Origin of the sequence: Methanosarcina sp. A14 (assembly GCF_001729375.1) — an archaeon.
Taxonomy (GTDB): Archaea; Halobacteriota; Methanosarcinia; order Methanosarcinales; family Methanosarcinaceae; genus Methanosarcina; species Methanosarcina barkeri.
The window spans coordinates 1-15181 of the sequence record NZ_LZPK01000101.1; the positions used below are offsets into that span (position 1 = coordinate 1).

A 15181-nucleotide genomic window follows, 5' to 3' on the forward strand; every position below is an offset into this window, starting at 1 on the left:
AAAAAATAATTCTCAAAGAGATAATTCTCAAAGAGATAAATCTCAAAGAGATAATTCTCAAAAAGATAATTCTCAAAAAGATAATTCTCAAAGATATGATCTATCATACCTTTTCATGAGGGAAATCGAATGGATTGTAATACTCCAAACAAAAAACTTTCGACCCCAATCAAAGCTGCAAAGATCACCACCGGTATGAGTGTTGATGATCTTGTCAGGGAATACAAAGGCTGCGCCTTTGGAGCAGGCAGGCTGGCTGAGGCCGTAGAAATCTATTATGAAATGCTTGCTTCCGAAAAAACTACGAAATTTTTCGGGCTTGCAGGTGCCATGACTCCCGCAGGCATGAGAAACATTGTTGCGGATTTAATACGCGACGGCTACATCGATGTGCTTGTCACGACCGGAGCTAATATGGTGCACGACACTGTCGAAGCTCTAGGACTTCACCATTATAAAGGCACAGACTGTACAAACGATATCCAGTTACGGAATGAATGCATTGACAGGATTTACGATGTTTATCTTCCTGACCAGCACTTTACAGACCTTGAAGAATTTCTACAGGGCGTCTATGCCGGGCTTCCTAAAGAAAAACTCTCGATCCGTCAGGTGCTTACCGAGATCGGAAAAAACCTTGATGATGATTCCTCTATCCTGAAAACCGCAGCAGAAATGGGTGTGCCAGTTTATTGCCCTGCCCTTCAGGACTCGGTAATAGGGCTTCAGGCATGGCTATATAAAGAAGGAAACCCTCTGCATGTTGATGCATTTGCTGATATGCACGAGTTTATAGAGATCTGCTATGCGGCTGAGAGTGCAGGTGCCCTGCTCATCGGTGGAGGGGTTCCCAAAAATTATATCCTCCAGTCCATGCTTGTAACCCCCAAATCTTTTGACTATGCAATCCAATTAACAATGGATCATCCTGAGACTGGTGGTCTGAGCGGGGCAACCCTTGATGAAGCCCAGTCCTGGGGAAAAGTAGGAGAAAACGCAAAAGCCGTAACCGTGTATGCAGATGCTACTATTACTCTCCCGCTTATGGTTGCAGCTGTGCGTACACGCCTTTCAAAGAGGTGATTTTATGGAAAAGAAAAGCTGTCTGATCCTTGCCCTTGATGTCTCCGACAGAGAAGAAGCTCTTAAAATTGCAGAAGATGTTTCGGAATTCGTGGACGCTATAAAGGTAGGCTATCCTCTAATACTTGCTACCGGGCTTGGAATCATCAGGGAGCTTGCAGAGTTTGCTCCCATAATAGCTGATTTCAAGGTTGCCGATATTCCAAACACCAACCGCCTTATCTGCGAGCATGTCTTTGAGGCAGGAACCGATGCAGTAATTGTCCAGGGTTTTACAGGCCGGGACAGCCTTGATGCCTGCATTGAGATTGCTTCAGAATACGGGAAAGACGTGTTCGTGGTAAGTGAAATGAGCCACCCTGGAGGAGCCGAATTCCTCCAGCCCGTCGGAGAAGCAATCGCAAGAATGGCAGCCGAAGCAGGAGCTTTTGGCCTTGTTGCACCCGCGACCAGACCGGAAAGAGTAACGGCAATTAGAAAAATTATTGGTGACAAACTTACCATCATCTCTCCTGGAGTCGGAGCTCAGGGAGGAAAAGCGTCTGATGTTATTGCCGCAGGCGCAGACTGGGTAATCGTAGGAAGAGCAATTTACAAAGCAGAGTCACCAAGAGAAGCTGCCCGCAAGATTGCTGCTGAGATTGAAGCAAAACTCAAGGGAGAAATCTGAAAAATATTTTTTAAGACATATTTTGTATCTTCATATGTTTTTCTTTTTTTCTGAAAGATATTTCTTATATTAACCGCATTTATTATCTGAACATCAATTATCTGAACATCAATTTAGTGCCTATGATGAAAAATTTTGCTGATTTCGTGATGAGCCCTATGAGTTCTGAGGCACAAAAATTGTCCCGTATCTGATCAGGATAAAAGCTAAAACATGTACCGAAGAAGTAGCGTCTAAATCCCCAAATTCTCAAAAAAGATCAAAACATGTGCAATTATATACTTAAAAATTCGTACCTATTTATGGGGATTCGCTCACCCCGTTACATCCTATATACCAGGCTAGGAGAGGGTCTGTCCAGATCGTCACTCTCCATGACCAGCTTTTAGTCTCCATTTAAAAAACGGAAATACATTCTCAGTACTGGTATGCACTTTTGATTTTGGTCTCATCCTTTCTGGCTATCGTTATATCGCCGACGTTACTCAATGCAATTTTCTGAATTCCGTTCATTAATTCTCTATTTTCTCCTTGTTTTTCGTTTCGTCACTTTCCCGATTCTTATTTCCGTCATCTGACTATTCAGGCAAGAAAATGTTTAAAGGAAGACGTAGTTCACTTCAGCATGATAAATTACTGGGATAGGTGAACTATATATGAAAATAGCAGTGTGCGGAAAAGGAGGAAGCGGAAAAAGTACTATTTCGGCACTCTTGGCAAAGGAAATGGCAAAAACTAAAAACGTGCTTGTGCTCGACATTGACGAGTCCAATTACGGGCTTCACAGCCAGTTAGGAATGGCGGCTCCTAAGGATCTTATGGAATATTTTGGGGGAAAAACAGGCTTTAAGGAAAAACAAAGGACTGCTCCCAAAAAAACGCAATTCTTGGGGCTTGCAGCCAGTGGGAGTACTTCAGGTCAGCCAGCGCAGCAGCAGTCCAGCTTTTTCGAGAAGAGATGGAGTTTTTCCGACCTCCCGCCAGAATTTGTGGAAGAAAAGAACGGAGTCAAACTGATGGCAGTTGGCAAAATTCACAATTTTGGGGAGGGCTGCGCGTGCCCAATGGGAGCTCTGACAAGGGAATTTCTTGAGAACCTTGAACTTGGAAAGGATGATCTTGTAATCGTGGATACCGAAGCCGGCACTGAGCACTTCGGGCGTGGAGTTGATAAGGACTTTGACCTGATTCTTGTGATTGTTGATCCTTCCTATGAGTCCCTCAAGCTTTCAAAGAAATTTGGTGAATTTGGCGCTCAGTGTGGGTGCAGGGTTTACTTTGTACTTAATAAAGTTGAACCGGACATAAGAGAAGAGATGCTAGCGTCGGTAAATTGCGTGAATGTCGTGGCTGAAATTCCGGAAAGAAGAGAAATTTTTAAGACGTCCCTTAAGGGCAAAGAACTTGATTTCGAGCTGGATGAAATCAAGAAGCTTGTAGAGTTTCTGGAGAAAAATGGAGTTATTAATTGAATTATTTATTCTTGAGCTGGACAGCAAACTAACCTATACCAGCTTTTAAATCTATTTTTGTGTTTTCTCAAAAACTGTAAACTTTCATCGTTTCTCATTTTTTCTGCAAGTTAAATAATCGTACGTACGAGAAGAGAACTTCAGGGCACTTATCCGAAAGTATATTATTGATCGTGTTATTTGATAATGTAAAAGTTTTACCTGGTTTCGGACAGCAGGTATGGTTTCTGAACTGTCCTTATAGAACTTCAGATTTGCTGTCACCAATCGAGTAGATCATCTAAACTTGCAGACATTAATCAATTGGAATATATTTAACCTGTAATTATAAAGGTATTTTTCCTGTATAAGTACTGGAGACAATAATTATGACAATGCGTGAGTACATGCTTGGAAACGTGGCAATTGCCCGCGGGCTTCTTGAAGGCGGCGTGCAGGTTATTGCAGGCTATCCCGGAACTCCGTCGTCGGAGATTATAGATACGCTTGCAGCCCGAAAAGACCGGGATTACCATGTAGAATGGTCGGTTAACGAAAAGGTTGCAATGGAGGTTGCAGTCGGAGCTGCCTGGACAGGCGTTCGTTCTGTAGTGACAATGAAGCATGTCGGGCTAAACGTTGCAGCAGATCCCTTTATGACACTTGCTTATGCAGGAACAAAGGGCGGGATGATTGTAATCGCTGCTGATGACCCGTCGTGTCACTCATCCCAGAATGAACAGGATACGCGGCGTTATGCCCAGTTTGCCCTTGTGCCCTGTTTTGATCCCGCGACTCCCCAGGAAGCAAAGGACATGCTGCCCTATGCTTTTGAGTTCTCCGAAAAGTTTGAAGTTCCTGTGATCTTCAGACCCACCACCCGAATTTCGCACGGGAAGTCAGATATTGAACTTGGAGAGATACCCGTAGAAAAACCGGCTCCTAATTTTGAAAAACTTCTGGACCGCTGGGTCATGCTCCCGAAGAACGCACGTCCACGCCATACACATCTCCTTTCTATCCAGCAGTCCATTGAGGATGCCCTTGCCGAATCCCCATGGAATTCCCTTGAACTAAAATCCGATGCAAAATTCGGAGTAATAGGTGCAGGCATTGCCTCAGTGTATGCAAAAGAAGCACTTACGGAACTTGGACTTGACGTTTCGTACCTTAAGATAGGAACGTATCCGGTTCCGAAAAAGCTGATTCTCGAACTGCTTGAAACCGTAGACACCGTACTTGTGTTTGAGGAACTTGAGCCTATCGTGGAAGAACAGGTAAAGATGATTGCACAGGAAGCCGGGATTGAGGTTTCGGTGCTCGGGAAAACTAATGGTTTTGTGCCAAGGGAAGGAGAACTGGATGTAAGTGCCTTCCTTGAGGTTCTTAAGAAAACCTTCGATCTTGAGACCGAAGCTGAAACATCAGGCAAATCTCTTGAGCTTGCTCCTCGCCCGCCTGCTCTTTGTGCAGGCTGTTCTCACAGGGCAACTTTCCATTCAATGAAAAAAGTCTTTGGAAAGGATGCGATTTACCCCAGCGATATCGGTTGTTACACCCTTGGAATCCAGAGCGGGACTGTTGAGACCACTCTCTGCATGGGCTCAAGTATCAGCGTTGCTTCAGGGCTTTACCACGCAGGAGAAAAGCGGCCTATCTGCTGTTCTATAGGAGATTCAACTTTTTTCCATTCAGGCATGAACTCACTCCTGAACGCAATTGTCAATAAAGCAAATATCACGGTTACTATTCTGGATAATCGTATTACAGCCATGACCGGACATCAGCCAAATCCAGGCGTCGGGTACACGGCAACAGGAGAGCCAACCGTCCAGGTTTCACTTGAAGAGCTCTGCAAAGCAATGGGTGCAGAATTTGTATCGGTTGTCGACCCTTATAAGCTTGAAGAGACACAGGAAGCTTTTAAGGCAGCAAAAGAATTTGAAGGCGTAGCTGTGGTTATTGCCAGGCAACCCTGCGTGATTTCAGGAAAAAGGGCAGGTATACGTCGGAACCCATATGTTATTGATCCTGATAAATGCGAAGGCTGCAAGCAGTGTATTAAGTTTGGATGCCCTGCAATTGAGTTTAACGAGCAAAATAAATGTGCTGTAATTACGGCCCTTTGCAGTGGGTGCGGAGTATGTGCCCAGATCTGCAAGTTTGATGCGATTCAGGAGGTGAAGCGATGAGCCAGGCTGAACAAAAGAAACTAGATCTCCTTATTACAGGAGTAGGAGGACAGGGTGCAATCCTTGCCTCTGACATTATAGGAAAAGCCGCAGTTACTGCAGGACTGCCCATCCGGGCTGCGGAAACTCACGGCATGGCCCAGCGTGGAGGTTCGGTTGTAAACCATATTCGGGTTGGAAATAACTACGGTTCCATGATCCCGAAAAAAGGTGCAGACCTTCTGCTTGCCCTTGAGCCCATGGAAGCAGTCAGGTACCTGGATTTCCTGAAGGACGGCGGAATTGTTATAATGAATACGCAACCCATAATTCCTGTAACTGTCACCTCAGGCCTTACAAAATATCCGGAAGTCTCAGATATTCTTGATTTTCTTTCGGAAAAATACATAGTCAAAGCCTTTAATGCAGATGATCTGGCTTACGAAGCTGGGAACAGGCTTGCAATGAATGTCGTGATGGTGGGAGCAGTCTCAGGCTATCTGCCAATTCCTAAAGAAACCCTGCTTGAAAGTGTTAAAGCCCTTGTGCCGCAGAAAACAATTGAAGTGAATCTCAGGGCTTTTGAAGCGGGAAGGCAAAAAGTAGAGGAAAGCTAAACCTTTCCTTTTACTCCTTTATAATAAAGAAATTGCTTCCTATCGTATTTTATGTCATCTGAACAGGTATGTTAATTGCAAAGCCACTCGTTATAAATCTCGTTAATTCCCTTAGGACTTATGCAGTTGAAATGAAAAATCAACAGCATCAGACCGTTAACTGTCTAATACGTGACTTCAATCCACAGTTTTTTCCGTAATTGAGTTTGTTCTTTAAGTGCGTAAGTCCCATATCTTCGTGAGTCTATATCTTCGTGAGTCTATATCTTTGTAAGTCCTGTATCTTTGTAAGTCCTGTATCTTTTATAGATTCCAGACTGCTAATTACACTGTACGTCTAGCTTCAGAGCTAAAGGATTCCTCATTAAATCACATGTACAAATAGAACACAACTGCCTAGAATTTTAGAAATACCTGTTAATTATTTCGGAATCAGGAGAAACAATTTACTTGGTTTAATAACTAAAGTTTCTAAGAAAACTTTTTTATACTATTATGTTATTTTTACTTTAAACTATATTATTCTTTTAAGTCATTTGCAATATCTAAGCAGGCATTTTTAACATTTAAGAAAGAAATTATATTGGTGGAAGGTGTGTTTCGATGTTACTAAGTAGTATCTCATCTAGTATTGCCTCAAGCGCTGCCGCATCGAGTGCAATAACAATGGTCACGACCCCAGGGCTTCCTCAGTATGGGGCTGCAATAGTTGTTGGACTTATAGCTCTTCTTTCCCTGAAAGAGGTTTTTTCAGCATCTGAAAAGTGGAATAAATATCTTAATAATTCATTTAATATGGCAATTGTTCCTTTGTTATTCAGCTTTGTGGCAATTGTAGTTTTTAATGTTATAGCGATTATCAGACCATGATTACAGCTTTTATAGAGTATTTTACTTTTGGCTCTTCGTCATTCCCTGTGGATAAGATGATTTTCAATTCGAGACCACATTGATTTTTATGAAGACATTATGAGGATATCCACACAAAACAACGAATAACCTTACTTTTTCTCCTTTTCTATAAATTAATAGTTAATTATTCTTATTTTTTTGAGTACTTTTCATTCAAAAAACCTATTTTAGATTTAATCTGTAGGTCCAAATTTTTAAGCGCATAAATATCGCTTGATATCGACTTATGCGCTTAAACTTAAGCACATCGGATGCAAGATAATATTTTTAACTCGCCATCATCTGTCCTCTTAGATATGAGAAAAAGCATATATGCGCCTAAAAAGACAGAATTCAGGCTTAATCCAATGCTTTTTGTTATCTTCAGCTATCTATAATCAACATCAAAATCTAATCTGGCAGTGTGTCAATTTTTCTGTAAATATTAGCTCTCAAAAAGTTCTGGGGTAGAGAATTCTCATTGGAAAGATTATTTCTCATTGCACCCAAAAATTTGATTATAAATTTACAGCAAATTCACGACACTACCTGCTGAATGCTTATACTGGTTTTAATAAATCTCAGAACATTACTCCACTCAGATAATGAGGAAAAACCCCAAAAAGGAAAACATTTACTAAGCCGTGAAAGATAGCAATAAAGGGCAGACTTCTTGTCTTGTAGAAAGCAAAGCCCATGAAAAGTCCTACAAAACCCGTATATAAAACTTCATGGAAGGTACCATATCCCGAGTGCATGAGCCCAAACAGAAGACCTGTGATTAACACCGCTTCTTTCACACTGAGCGCATCTTCAAGCCTGGTCTGGAGGATTGACCTGAAAATAAGTTCTTCAACTAAACCCACGAAGAAAACCATTATAAAAGTAAGTTTAAGCAGGTTTCCGATGGAAAGATCCTGAATAAGGTAGCCTGGATGGATAGTAAAGTATTCTCCAAGCCCAAAAAGAAAGCCCAGTGGAATTGAAAGGATAATATAAGCAGGAAGATTATTTGTAGTAATCCCTATATGCTCAAAAGAGGAACGCTGATTAATTATTATAATTGCCAGAGGAACTAAAAGAGGGGCGTAGACGAAAACGAAGGTATAAAGGGTGTTATTAAAAAATACAGGCATCGAAAGATTTACCAATCTCAGGATAGGGAGGAGCATTAGAGCCTGATAAATTCTGTATACTTTGAGATTCTTTATGATTATATCGGAAAGAGATAACGCAATTAAAACTCCGATATGTATCCAGATAGCGATTTTTATTCTGTCTGCATAGATAAGGAGTTCGGCCAAGCCTATGAATACAACAGGTATTGCAGTAAAGAGCCTGATCCTTTCGGCCTCGAATTCTTCCAGATTTATATCTTCAAGCCCTAATTTTTTCCAGATTTTATGCGGATAGAGCTCTCCTGGAGGATGTTCGATCAGTTCTTGCTCTTTTGAAGCCATACGTCGATATATTAGAATAATCAGAAAGGCTGCCCCAATTCCTCCAAAAGTGTAAATAATATCGACATATTGTTCGATGTGTTGGAAAGGCCCTGAACTTTCATCAGACAAAACAAATTTAGAAAAACCTGGTTCTCCCGCATTGTTGGAAGGTACCAGTTTCAAGACAGGTTCTGTCTGTGAGGATGAGGAATTATTCGAGTCACTACAACATGCAGGAGAAACTGCCATTAAAGCCAGACTCAACACTAAAATAATTATTAGAAGATCTAGCTTTTTTTGTTTAGTATGAATAAGTCTTTTTTTCATTGGAACTCCTTCTTTCACTCAGGGCTAACTCATTTCTGTTTGTGCAAATCTGTCAGATATTCCACAATCTCTTATTGTAAATAATATATAAAGTTTCGTATATAGTCAATAGTTCCGATCGGGAATCTCAAATTAGCTTTTAAAATCTCTATATAATTTGATACCACTTCTTTACAAGTATCTCCCAAACAAATTTTTGCTTTCAACTTTATTTTGCATTTCTGTTAACACCAGTAGTTGATATGCTATGAAACTCAATAGAGAGTAGAGTTTTTTACTCTGATTTCTCACTCTTCTGATATCGAACTTTACTGTACCTTTAATATGTCCGTGTATCTTTTCACATTCAGCTCTCTTTTTATACTGATCAAAAAGTCTCATCTCAGATATTCTGGTTTCTCAGGTACATTCCTACCTGTTCTTTCCTCCCAATTTCATATAGAAATCTGAGTTTGTTTTCCATTGGTGCATGAGTATCTCCACCGAGTTTCCACTTTTTATTCACCCAGTGATCGATTCGTTCCTCTTCACCTTCTTGATTGATTACTGCATTTGAAGCGTAGGAAATAATCGTTTTTGCGTTCAGATGATACCAGATATCAGAATGATTGCGGAATGAATCATAACCTCCGTCAGCAAAATAAAATTCCAGATTAGCGTTCATGTTCTTTAGAGCTTCAATATGGGCGATAAGTTCTGGAGAGTCACCAGAAAGTCCTTTTGTATGAGTCATGAAAATAGGATAAGTTCCAACCATTGTAATATGTGCCTTATCCATTTTGCATTCATAATGAGGATTATAATCAGCATGTTTGTCATATCTTGAAGCTTCAAGTGGAGTGGAATCAATGCCTTCGGTTAAGTGAAAAATCGTGACAAATTGCATCAATGTCCCCAACATTTGTAAAATATTTTAAGAAATTAGGAGTTGGAACAAGATATCGATTTCATATGAACAGGCCAAAATTTAAGGCCGGTTTTTAATGCAAAATCGATAGCGTTCAGGTAAGAAAATTCCTTAACCGATGACCAATGAATCTGTATTTTATCTCTTGACCTATTTCCGATAGAAGCTACCTGACTGTCACATGTGTTTGTCTGCCAGTTTCCTTCCTGTTTTTTCCATGCTTTTCATTTATTACTTTTTATCTTCGTTACATTTAATTCAGCAATATTGTTAGGTAGTATGATAGTCTATGAATTTCAATTACCTAAATAACTTTTAACTATACATTTTTATTTTTTAAACAAATTACTTTTTATATTAATTTTTACACTACTGAAGTATCCAGAGGGTTTTTTTAGATAGTTTTCGTTTTCAGCCTTCTATTTCTTCTTTTTCTTTGTTTTGTTCCTCTGTGAGTTGCGGCAAGTGTCTTCAAGCCTGGGGTATATCGGAAGAGCTTTTCCATATATACAACGACCGTCCAGACTATGCGTGCATATATGTTTTTAAGTTTTTCTGATAGCTTTTTTTGAATTTTTATCTTATATTTTGGAGAAATTGTTACTTTAATGTTTAGATTTATTTTAGATTTATAGAATTATTTATTTCAAGCTTTTAGTTTAATAATATAACTTTATATTCATTTTACTAATAGGTCTACCAATAGACTTATATCTGATTTCTTATTATGTTATTGTGTTAGCTTTATAAAATAATATATTAGTTTTTAATATTAAATTACAAAAAAGTAATATAATAAAATAAGTTAAACAATTATATAGTTATTGAACTAATCCCAAAACTCAAATAGAATCTCTGAGTTTCCAAATCTCGGATGACCAATCAAGTTTCTTAACACGAAAGTAGTTCTGAAACATTGTTCTGAAGGTCAAAATTGATTCTGCAGGAATTAGCTCATTAAAATTAGATGCCCTTTAATATCTAATTAGAATACATTCTAATATTCCATTACGCTTAGGGGTCATCCAAATTGAGCAATGAAAGACTAGTGGGTAAGAGTGACCAGTGTGTAACTCAGAAACAAATCACACGTGCTAAGAGTACAGCTCCGCAGAATGTCACAGTGATCCTTCCTGCCTTCAATGAAGAAATTTCCATTGGGAGTGTAGTCCTACTTACCAGATATTATGCCGACAGCGTAATCGTGGTCGATGATGGAAGTTCGGACAGGACGGCCGATATTGCAAGGAAAGCAGGAGCTGAGGTAATTGTTCATGAAGTAAACAAAGGGAAAGGTGCAGCCCTCAAGACCGGATTTGCAGCCGCAGATGACCTAGGTGCGGATATAATAGTTACCATGGATTCCGATGGTCAGCACAACCCTGCCGAAATACCGAAACTTGTAGATCCTATTATTAAAGGTGAAGCCGATATTGTCAACGGTAGCAGGTACTTAAACGGCCTAGACAAAAATACTCCTTCTTATCGCCGTGTCGGCCAGACTATTCTCGACGGGGCTACCAAGCTAAACTCCGGGCTCCATATTACCGATTCCCAGAGTGGCTTCCGTGCCTTTTCAGCTTCAACAAAAGATGCTTTCCGCTTCAAAGCCCAGGGAATGGCCATAGAAAGCGAAATGCTTGCAGATGCAGGCAAATCCGACCTTCGCATAGCCGAAGTTGAAATTGGAGTCCGATATGACGTTGACTGTTCAACCGAACACCCAATAAAACACGGTTTGGGAGTTCTTCTAATGATTTTAAAAGATATTGAGTTCAACAAACCTCTTTGTTACCTTACAGTTCCTGGATCGGTTCTTGGAATAGGCGGTCTTATTCTGGGCATTCTTTTCTTGCAGGACTTCACGGTGGGAAAAAGCTTGGACTTCGGACCGACCATGTTCATGATTCTGTGTATTATCGTAGGGAGTTTCATGGCTTTGACAGGTCTCTTACTGCATTCGATATCTGCAATTTTGCGGGAGGCGAGGACGACTTAATTTCTTTATGGAGGTGAGTGGTCATTTATAAATTCAACTTTTCAGGCAGTGTAGAGAAATTAGGGCTTCATGTTTGTATAATTCTCCCGAGATACCAATTCTGAACCTAAATTTCAATTTCAGAGCTGCCAACTCCGATTCACTTTATTAAAATATTAAAAATTTGTTAAGTTTTAGGCATTGATGACTGAAAGTGATAAACAAATAAAGATCGTTAAAGGTGTTAATAGTAATGATTGGTATCATTCTCGGTACGAGACCAGAAATTATCAAAATGTCTCCTATTATAAAAGAGTGTGAAGAACAAAATCTGGACTATTTTATACTTCACACTGGCCAACATTATTCCTATGAAATGGATCGTATTTTTTTTGATATATTAAATCTTCCACAGCCTGAATACAACTTAGATGCAGGCTCTGGAACTCATGCATCTCAGACCGGTAAAATAATGTTGGGCATTGAAAATGTTCTACTTAAAACGCAACCAGATATTGTTCTGGTGCAGGGAGATACCAATACAGTTCTTTCAGGAAGTCTCGTGGCGGCTAAATTAAATATTAAAGTTGGTCACGTTGAGGCTGGTCTAAGGAGCTTTGACCACAGTATGCCAGAAGAGATAAATCGCATTGTTTCAGATCATATTTCTGATTACCTTTTTGCACCAACTGAGACTTCATCTCAACAATTAATAAAAGAAGGGATCGAGCCTGAAAAAATTTTTGTAACAGGAAATACGGTTGTTGATGCTGTATATCAGAATATTAAAATTGCAAAAGAAAAAATAAATACTCTGAAAGATTTCCATTTATTTCCCAAAAATTATATTCTTGTTACCTTTCATCGAGCTGAGAATGTCGATATTAAAAAAAGGTTAGAAGGAATTATAATAGGATTAAAATTAATCAAGGACTATTTCTCACTTCCAATTGTTTTTCCAATTCATCCAAGAACGGAAAAAATGGTTGAAAAGTTAGGTCTTTCTCTTGAAGGAATTGATGTTATTCCACCACAGGGATTTCTTGAATTTCTTCAGTTAGAGGCTAATGCTAAATTTGTGTTAACGGATTCTGGAGGTCTACAAGAAGAGACCTGTATACTAAGAGTACCTTGTATCACATTAAGGGATAATACTGAACGCCCAGAAACGCTGGAAGTAGGATCGAATGTCTTAGCTGGTGTAAATCCATTGGTAATTCTAAACTCTGCTAAGAATGCTGTTAAGGAGAATAATTGGAGTAATCCCTATGGCAATGGAAATGCAGCAAGATTAATTGTAGATATATGTAGACTTGCAACTAAGGAGAAGAATTGAAGTAATCAAACTGAATGAGGAAATACTACTAGTTGGTGAATAAAATGAGAGACTATACAAATGATTATGAAGGGAAAACTATACTTGTTACTGGAGGAGCTGGTGCCATTGGTGGAAACCTCTGCCGAAAACTTTCGGAGATGAATGCGCATAAAGTTATCATATTAGATGATCTCTCCTCTTCTTATGAATGGAATATACCGAAGGCAGAGAATATTTTTTTTGTTAAAGGGAGCATTTTGAATGATGAACTGCTGAAGCGGGTCTTTAAAGAAAAACCTGACTATGTTTTCCATCTCGCTGCTCATTTTGCAAACCAAAATTCTGTTGATAATCCTGAGAAAGATCTTATGATCAATGGTATTGGGATTCTCAAAGTTCTTCAATACGCTCAACTTGTTAATGTAAAACGTTTTGTTTACTCCTCATCTGGGTGTGGAGTCTATGGTCTTGATTCAAAAATGCCTTTTGAAGAGCAGGATATCTCAATAAGTCTTCACACACCTTACCAAGTAACCAAACTCCTGGGTGAACTTTATACAAATTATTTCCACAACCTTTATAATATGCCTACTGTAAACGCTCGTTTCTTTAACTCCTATGGGCCAGGAGAAGTCCCCGGGAAATATCGAAATGTGATTCCAAACTTTTTCTACTGGGCAATGAAAGGAATGCCACTTCCCATTACAGGCAAAGGAACGGAAACAAGAGACTGGACTTATGTGGGAGACATCGTCAATGGTCTGGTTGCTATGGGTATCGAAGAAGAAGCTATCGGCGAAGCTTTTAACCTTGGTTCCGGGACTGACCACCAGGTCATCAAAATGGCAACAGTTGTGAATGAATTGACGAATAACAAAGCTGCAGTTACTTTCAAAGAACGCAGAGACTGGGATGTAAAAACAAAACTTCTCTCCTGTGTGGATAAGGCTAATAGAGTACTTGGATACAAACCTCAGATGAAATTTGAGGATGGCCTGAAAAATGTGCACATTTGGTTTAATGAAAACTGGGAAAATATTGAGAAAAGTGCCGAATTCTGGTGATGCTAAATGAATATTTTACTGCTTCAGGAAACAGATTGGATTAAAAGAGGTCCTCATCAACAGCATCATCTGATGGATAGAATGGCATTGAAAGGTCATAAGATAAGAGTAATTGATTACGAGTTTCTCTGGAAAGAAGATAAAGAAAAAAAAGTACTTACTGGCCGGAAAGAAATCAATAGAGCTTATAAGGTATTCAAGGAAGCTGATATTACTCTTATCAGGCCAGGGATGATCAAAGTTCCAATTCTTGATATGGCAACTATTCCTTATTTTCACAATAAAGAAATTAAAAGGCAAATTCAAGAGTTTAAGCCAGACGTAATAATAGCATTTGGTATTCTTAATTCATATATTGGTTTGCAACAAGCAAAAAAGCACAATATACCTTTTATATATTATGTCATAGATCATTTGCATAAGCTGCTACCAAGCGAATATATGCAAATAATTGCAAAACAATTAGAAAAACAGACAATTAAAGGCGCAGATAAGATCTTTGTCATAAATAAAGGATTAGAAGACTATATCATTGAAATGGGTGGAGATATCAATAAAATATCTATAATTACAGCAGGTTTAGATCTTGAAAAATTCAATCCCAAAGTAGACGGATCATCTATTAGAGCAAAGTATGGAGTTAAGAAAGATGATCTATTGTTATTCTTTATGGGATGGATATACGACTTCTCCGGAATGAAGGAAGTTGCAGAGAGTCTTTCTGCCAATGAGAATGAAAACATCAAATTAATGATAGTCGGCGATGGGGATCTATATAAGCCACTGCTCAAAATGAGATCCAAAAAAAACTTGGATGGAAAGTTAATATTAACAGGGAAAATTCCGTTTGAAGAAATCCCAGAGCACATTGCTGCTGCTGATATATGCCTTTTGCCAGCTTATAAAAATGAAATTATGAAGGATGTTGTCCCGATTAAGTTATATGAATATATGGCTTTAGGGAAGCCGATTATTGCAACTAACCTTCCTGGGGTGCAGAAGGAGTTTGGATTTGACAGTGGGATTAATTATATTGAAGATTCAACTAATACATTATAGGACTTACGCAGTTAAAATGCCGAAAACTTGATATCTTTATAAATATACTTATGGCTTAGTGTTTCTCTAAAAACGTACGGAGTTATGGACATAAATCCACCTAAGTGTACCGACATTGACTACATTAAATATCTCATTGCGGCTTCTAAAGTTTTTAGCTGTACTGAAGCTGCTAGATGTTATCCAGACATAGCTAATGCTCC

General features: G+C 39.1%; 11 protein-coding genes and 2 pseudogenes. 11 read left to right on the forward strand and 2 right to left on the reverse strand.

Annotated features, from left to right (window positions below; genetic code table 11):
- Window positions 1-129: 129 nt before the first annotated feature.
- The 6 genes from A9239_RS05495 (at window position 130) to A9239_RS05520 (ending at window position 6862) form a co-directional block, all read left to right on the forward strand.
- Window positions 130-1083, forward strand: a complete 954-nt coding sequence (locus A9239_RS05495; RefSeq protein ID WP_048154761.1) for a deoxyhypusine synthase — start codon at window positions 130-132, stop codon at window positions 1081-1083.
- A gap of 4 nt (window positions 1084-1087) precedes the next feature.
- Window positions 1088-1753, forward strand: coding sequence for an orotidine-5'-phosphate decarboxylase (gene pyrF / locus A9239_RS05500; protein WP_048154759.1), 666 nt, complete (start codon window positions 1088-1090; stop codon window positions 1751-1753).
- Window positions 1754-2409: 656 nt separating this feature from the next.
- Window positions 2410-3225 (forward strand): zeta toxin family protein, encoded by an 816-nt coding sequence (locus A9239_RS05505; RefSeq protein ID WP_048154757.1) that lies wholly within the window; start codon window positions 2410-2412, stop codon window positions 3223-3225.
- A gap of 368 nt (window positions 3226-3593) precedes the next feature.
- Window positions 3594-5396: an indolepyruvate ferredoxin oxidoreductase subunit alpha gene (gene iorA, locus A9239_RS05510; RefSeq protein WP_048154752.1), complete on the forward strand. Its 1803-nt coding sequence runs from the start codon at window positions 3594-3596 to the stop codon at window positions 5394-5396.
- Window positions 5393-5992: an indolepyruvate ferredoxin oxidoreductase subunit beta gene (iorB, locus tag A9239_RS05515; RefSeq protein WP_048154749.1), complete on the forward strand. Its 600-nt coding sequence runs from the start codon at window positions 5393-5395 to the stop codon at window positions 5990-5992. The genes iorA and iorB overlap by 4 nt, the downstream gene beginning before the upstream one ends.
- A 603-nt stretch (window positions 5993-6595) precedes the next feature.
- Complete coding sequence (locus A9239_RS05520; protein ID WP_048154745.1) at window positions 6596-6862, forward strand: hypothetical protein; 267 nt, start codon at window positions 6596-6598, stop codon at window positions 6860-6862.
- 602 nt (window positions 6863-7464) lie between these two features.
- On the opposite strand, the gene A9239_RS05525 is transcribed toward A9239_RS05520, so the two are convergent.
- On the reverse strand, window positions 7465-8652 hold the full coding sequence (locus A9239_RS05525; protein ID WP_052712696.1) for a CPBP family intramembrane glutamic endopeptidase: 1188 nt from the start codon (window positions 8650-8652) through the stop codon (window positions 7465-7467).
- A gap of 171 nt (window positions 8653-8823) precedes the next feature.
- Window positions 8824-9499: pseudogene (locus A9239_RS05535) on the reverse strand (transposase); the annotation flags it as partial.
- Between the two features lie 1090 nt (window positions 9500-10589).
- Here A9239_RS05535 and A9239_RS05540 point away from each other — a divergent pair.
- The 5 genes and pseudogenes from A9239_RS05540 to A9239_RS18855 all read left to right on the forward strand — a co-directional run.
- Complete coding sequence (locus tag A9239_RS05540; protein WP_048154742.1) at window positions 10590-11558, forward strand: glycosyltransferase family 2 protein; 969 nt, start codon at window positions 10590-10592, stop codon at window positions 11556-11558.
- A gap of 232 nt (window positions 11559-11790) precedes the next feature.
- Window positions 11791-12873, forward strand: coding sequence for a non-hydrolyzing UDP-N-acetylglucosamine 2-epimerase (gene wecB, locus A9239_RS05545; protein WP_048154739.1), 1083 nt, complete (start codon window positions 11791-11793; stop codon window positions 12871-12873).
- Between the two features lie 44 nt (window positions 12874-12917).
- A complete protein-coding gene (locus A9239_RS05550) occupies window positions 12918-13919 on the forward strand; it encodes an NAD-dependent epimerase/dehydratase family protein (protein WP_048154736.1) in 1002 nt (333 codons plus the stop codon).
- A gap of 6 nt (window positions 13920-13925) precedes the next feature.
- Window positions 13926-14978: a glycosyltransferase gene (locus A9239_RS05555; protein ID WP_052712693.1), complete on the forward strand. Its 1053-nt coding sequence runs from the start codon at window positions 13926-13928 to the stop codon at window positions 14976-14978.
- A gap of 84 nt (window positions 14979-15062) precedes the next feature.
- Window positions 15063-15181, forward strand: a pseudogene (locus A9239_RS18855) (IS701 family transposase); the annotation flags it as partial.

Coding starts and splice junctions, on each gene's coding strand:
- A9239_RS05555 (WP_052712693.1), top strand. CDS start 13,926: ATGAATATTTTACTGCTTCAGGAAACAGATTGGATTAAAAGAGGTCCT.
- A9239_RS05505 (WP_048154757.1), top strand. CDS start 2,410: ATGAAAATAGCAGTGTGCGGAAAAGGAGGAAGCGGAAAAAGTACTATT.
- iorA (WP_048154752.1), top strand. CDS start 3,594: ATGACAATGCGTGAGTACATGCTTGGAAACGTGGCAATTGCCCGCGGG.
- iorB (WP_048154749.1), top strand. CDS start 5,393: ATGAGCCAGGCTGAACAAAAGAAACTAGATCTCCTTATTACAGGAGTA.
- A9239_RS05525 (WP_052712696.1), bottom strand. CDS start 8,652: ATGAAAAAAAGACTTATTCATACTAAACAAAAAAAGCTAGATCTTCTA.
- A9239_RS05550 (WP_048154736.1), top strand. CDS start 12,918: ATGAGAGACTATACAAATGATTATGAAGGGAAAACTATACTTGTTACT.
- wecB (WP_048154739.1), top strand. CDS start 11,791: ATGATTGGTATCATTCTCGGTACGAGACCAGAAATTATCAAAATGTCT.
- A9239_RS05495 (WP_048154761.1), top strand. CDS start 130: ATGGATTGTAATACTCCAAACAAAAAACTTTCGACCCCAATCAAAGCT.
- A9239_RS05520 (WP_048154745.1), top strand. CDS start 6,596: ATGTTACTAAGTAGTATCTCATCTAGTATTGCCTCAAGCGCTGCCGCA.
- pyrF (WP_048154759.1), top strand. CDS start 1,088: ATGGAAAAGAAAAGCTGTCTGATCCTTGCCCTTGATGTCTCCGACAGA.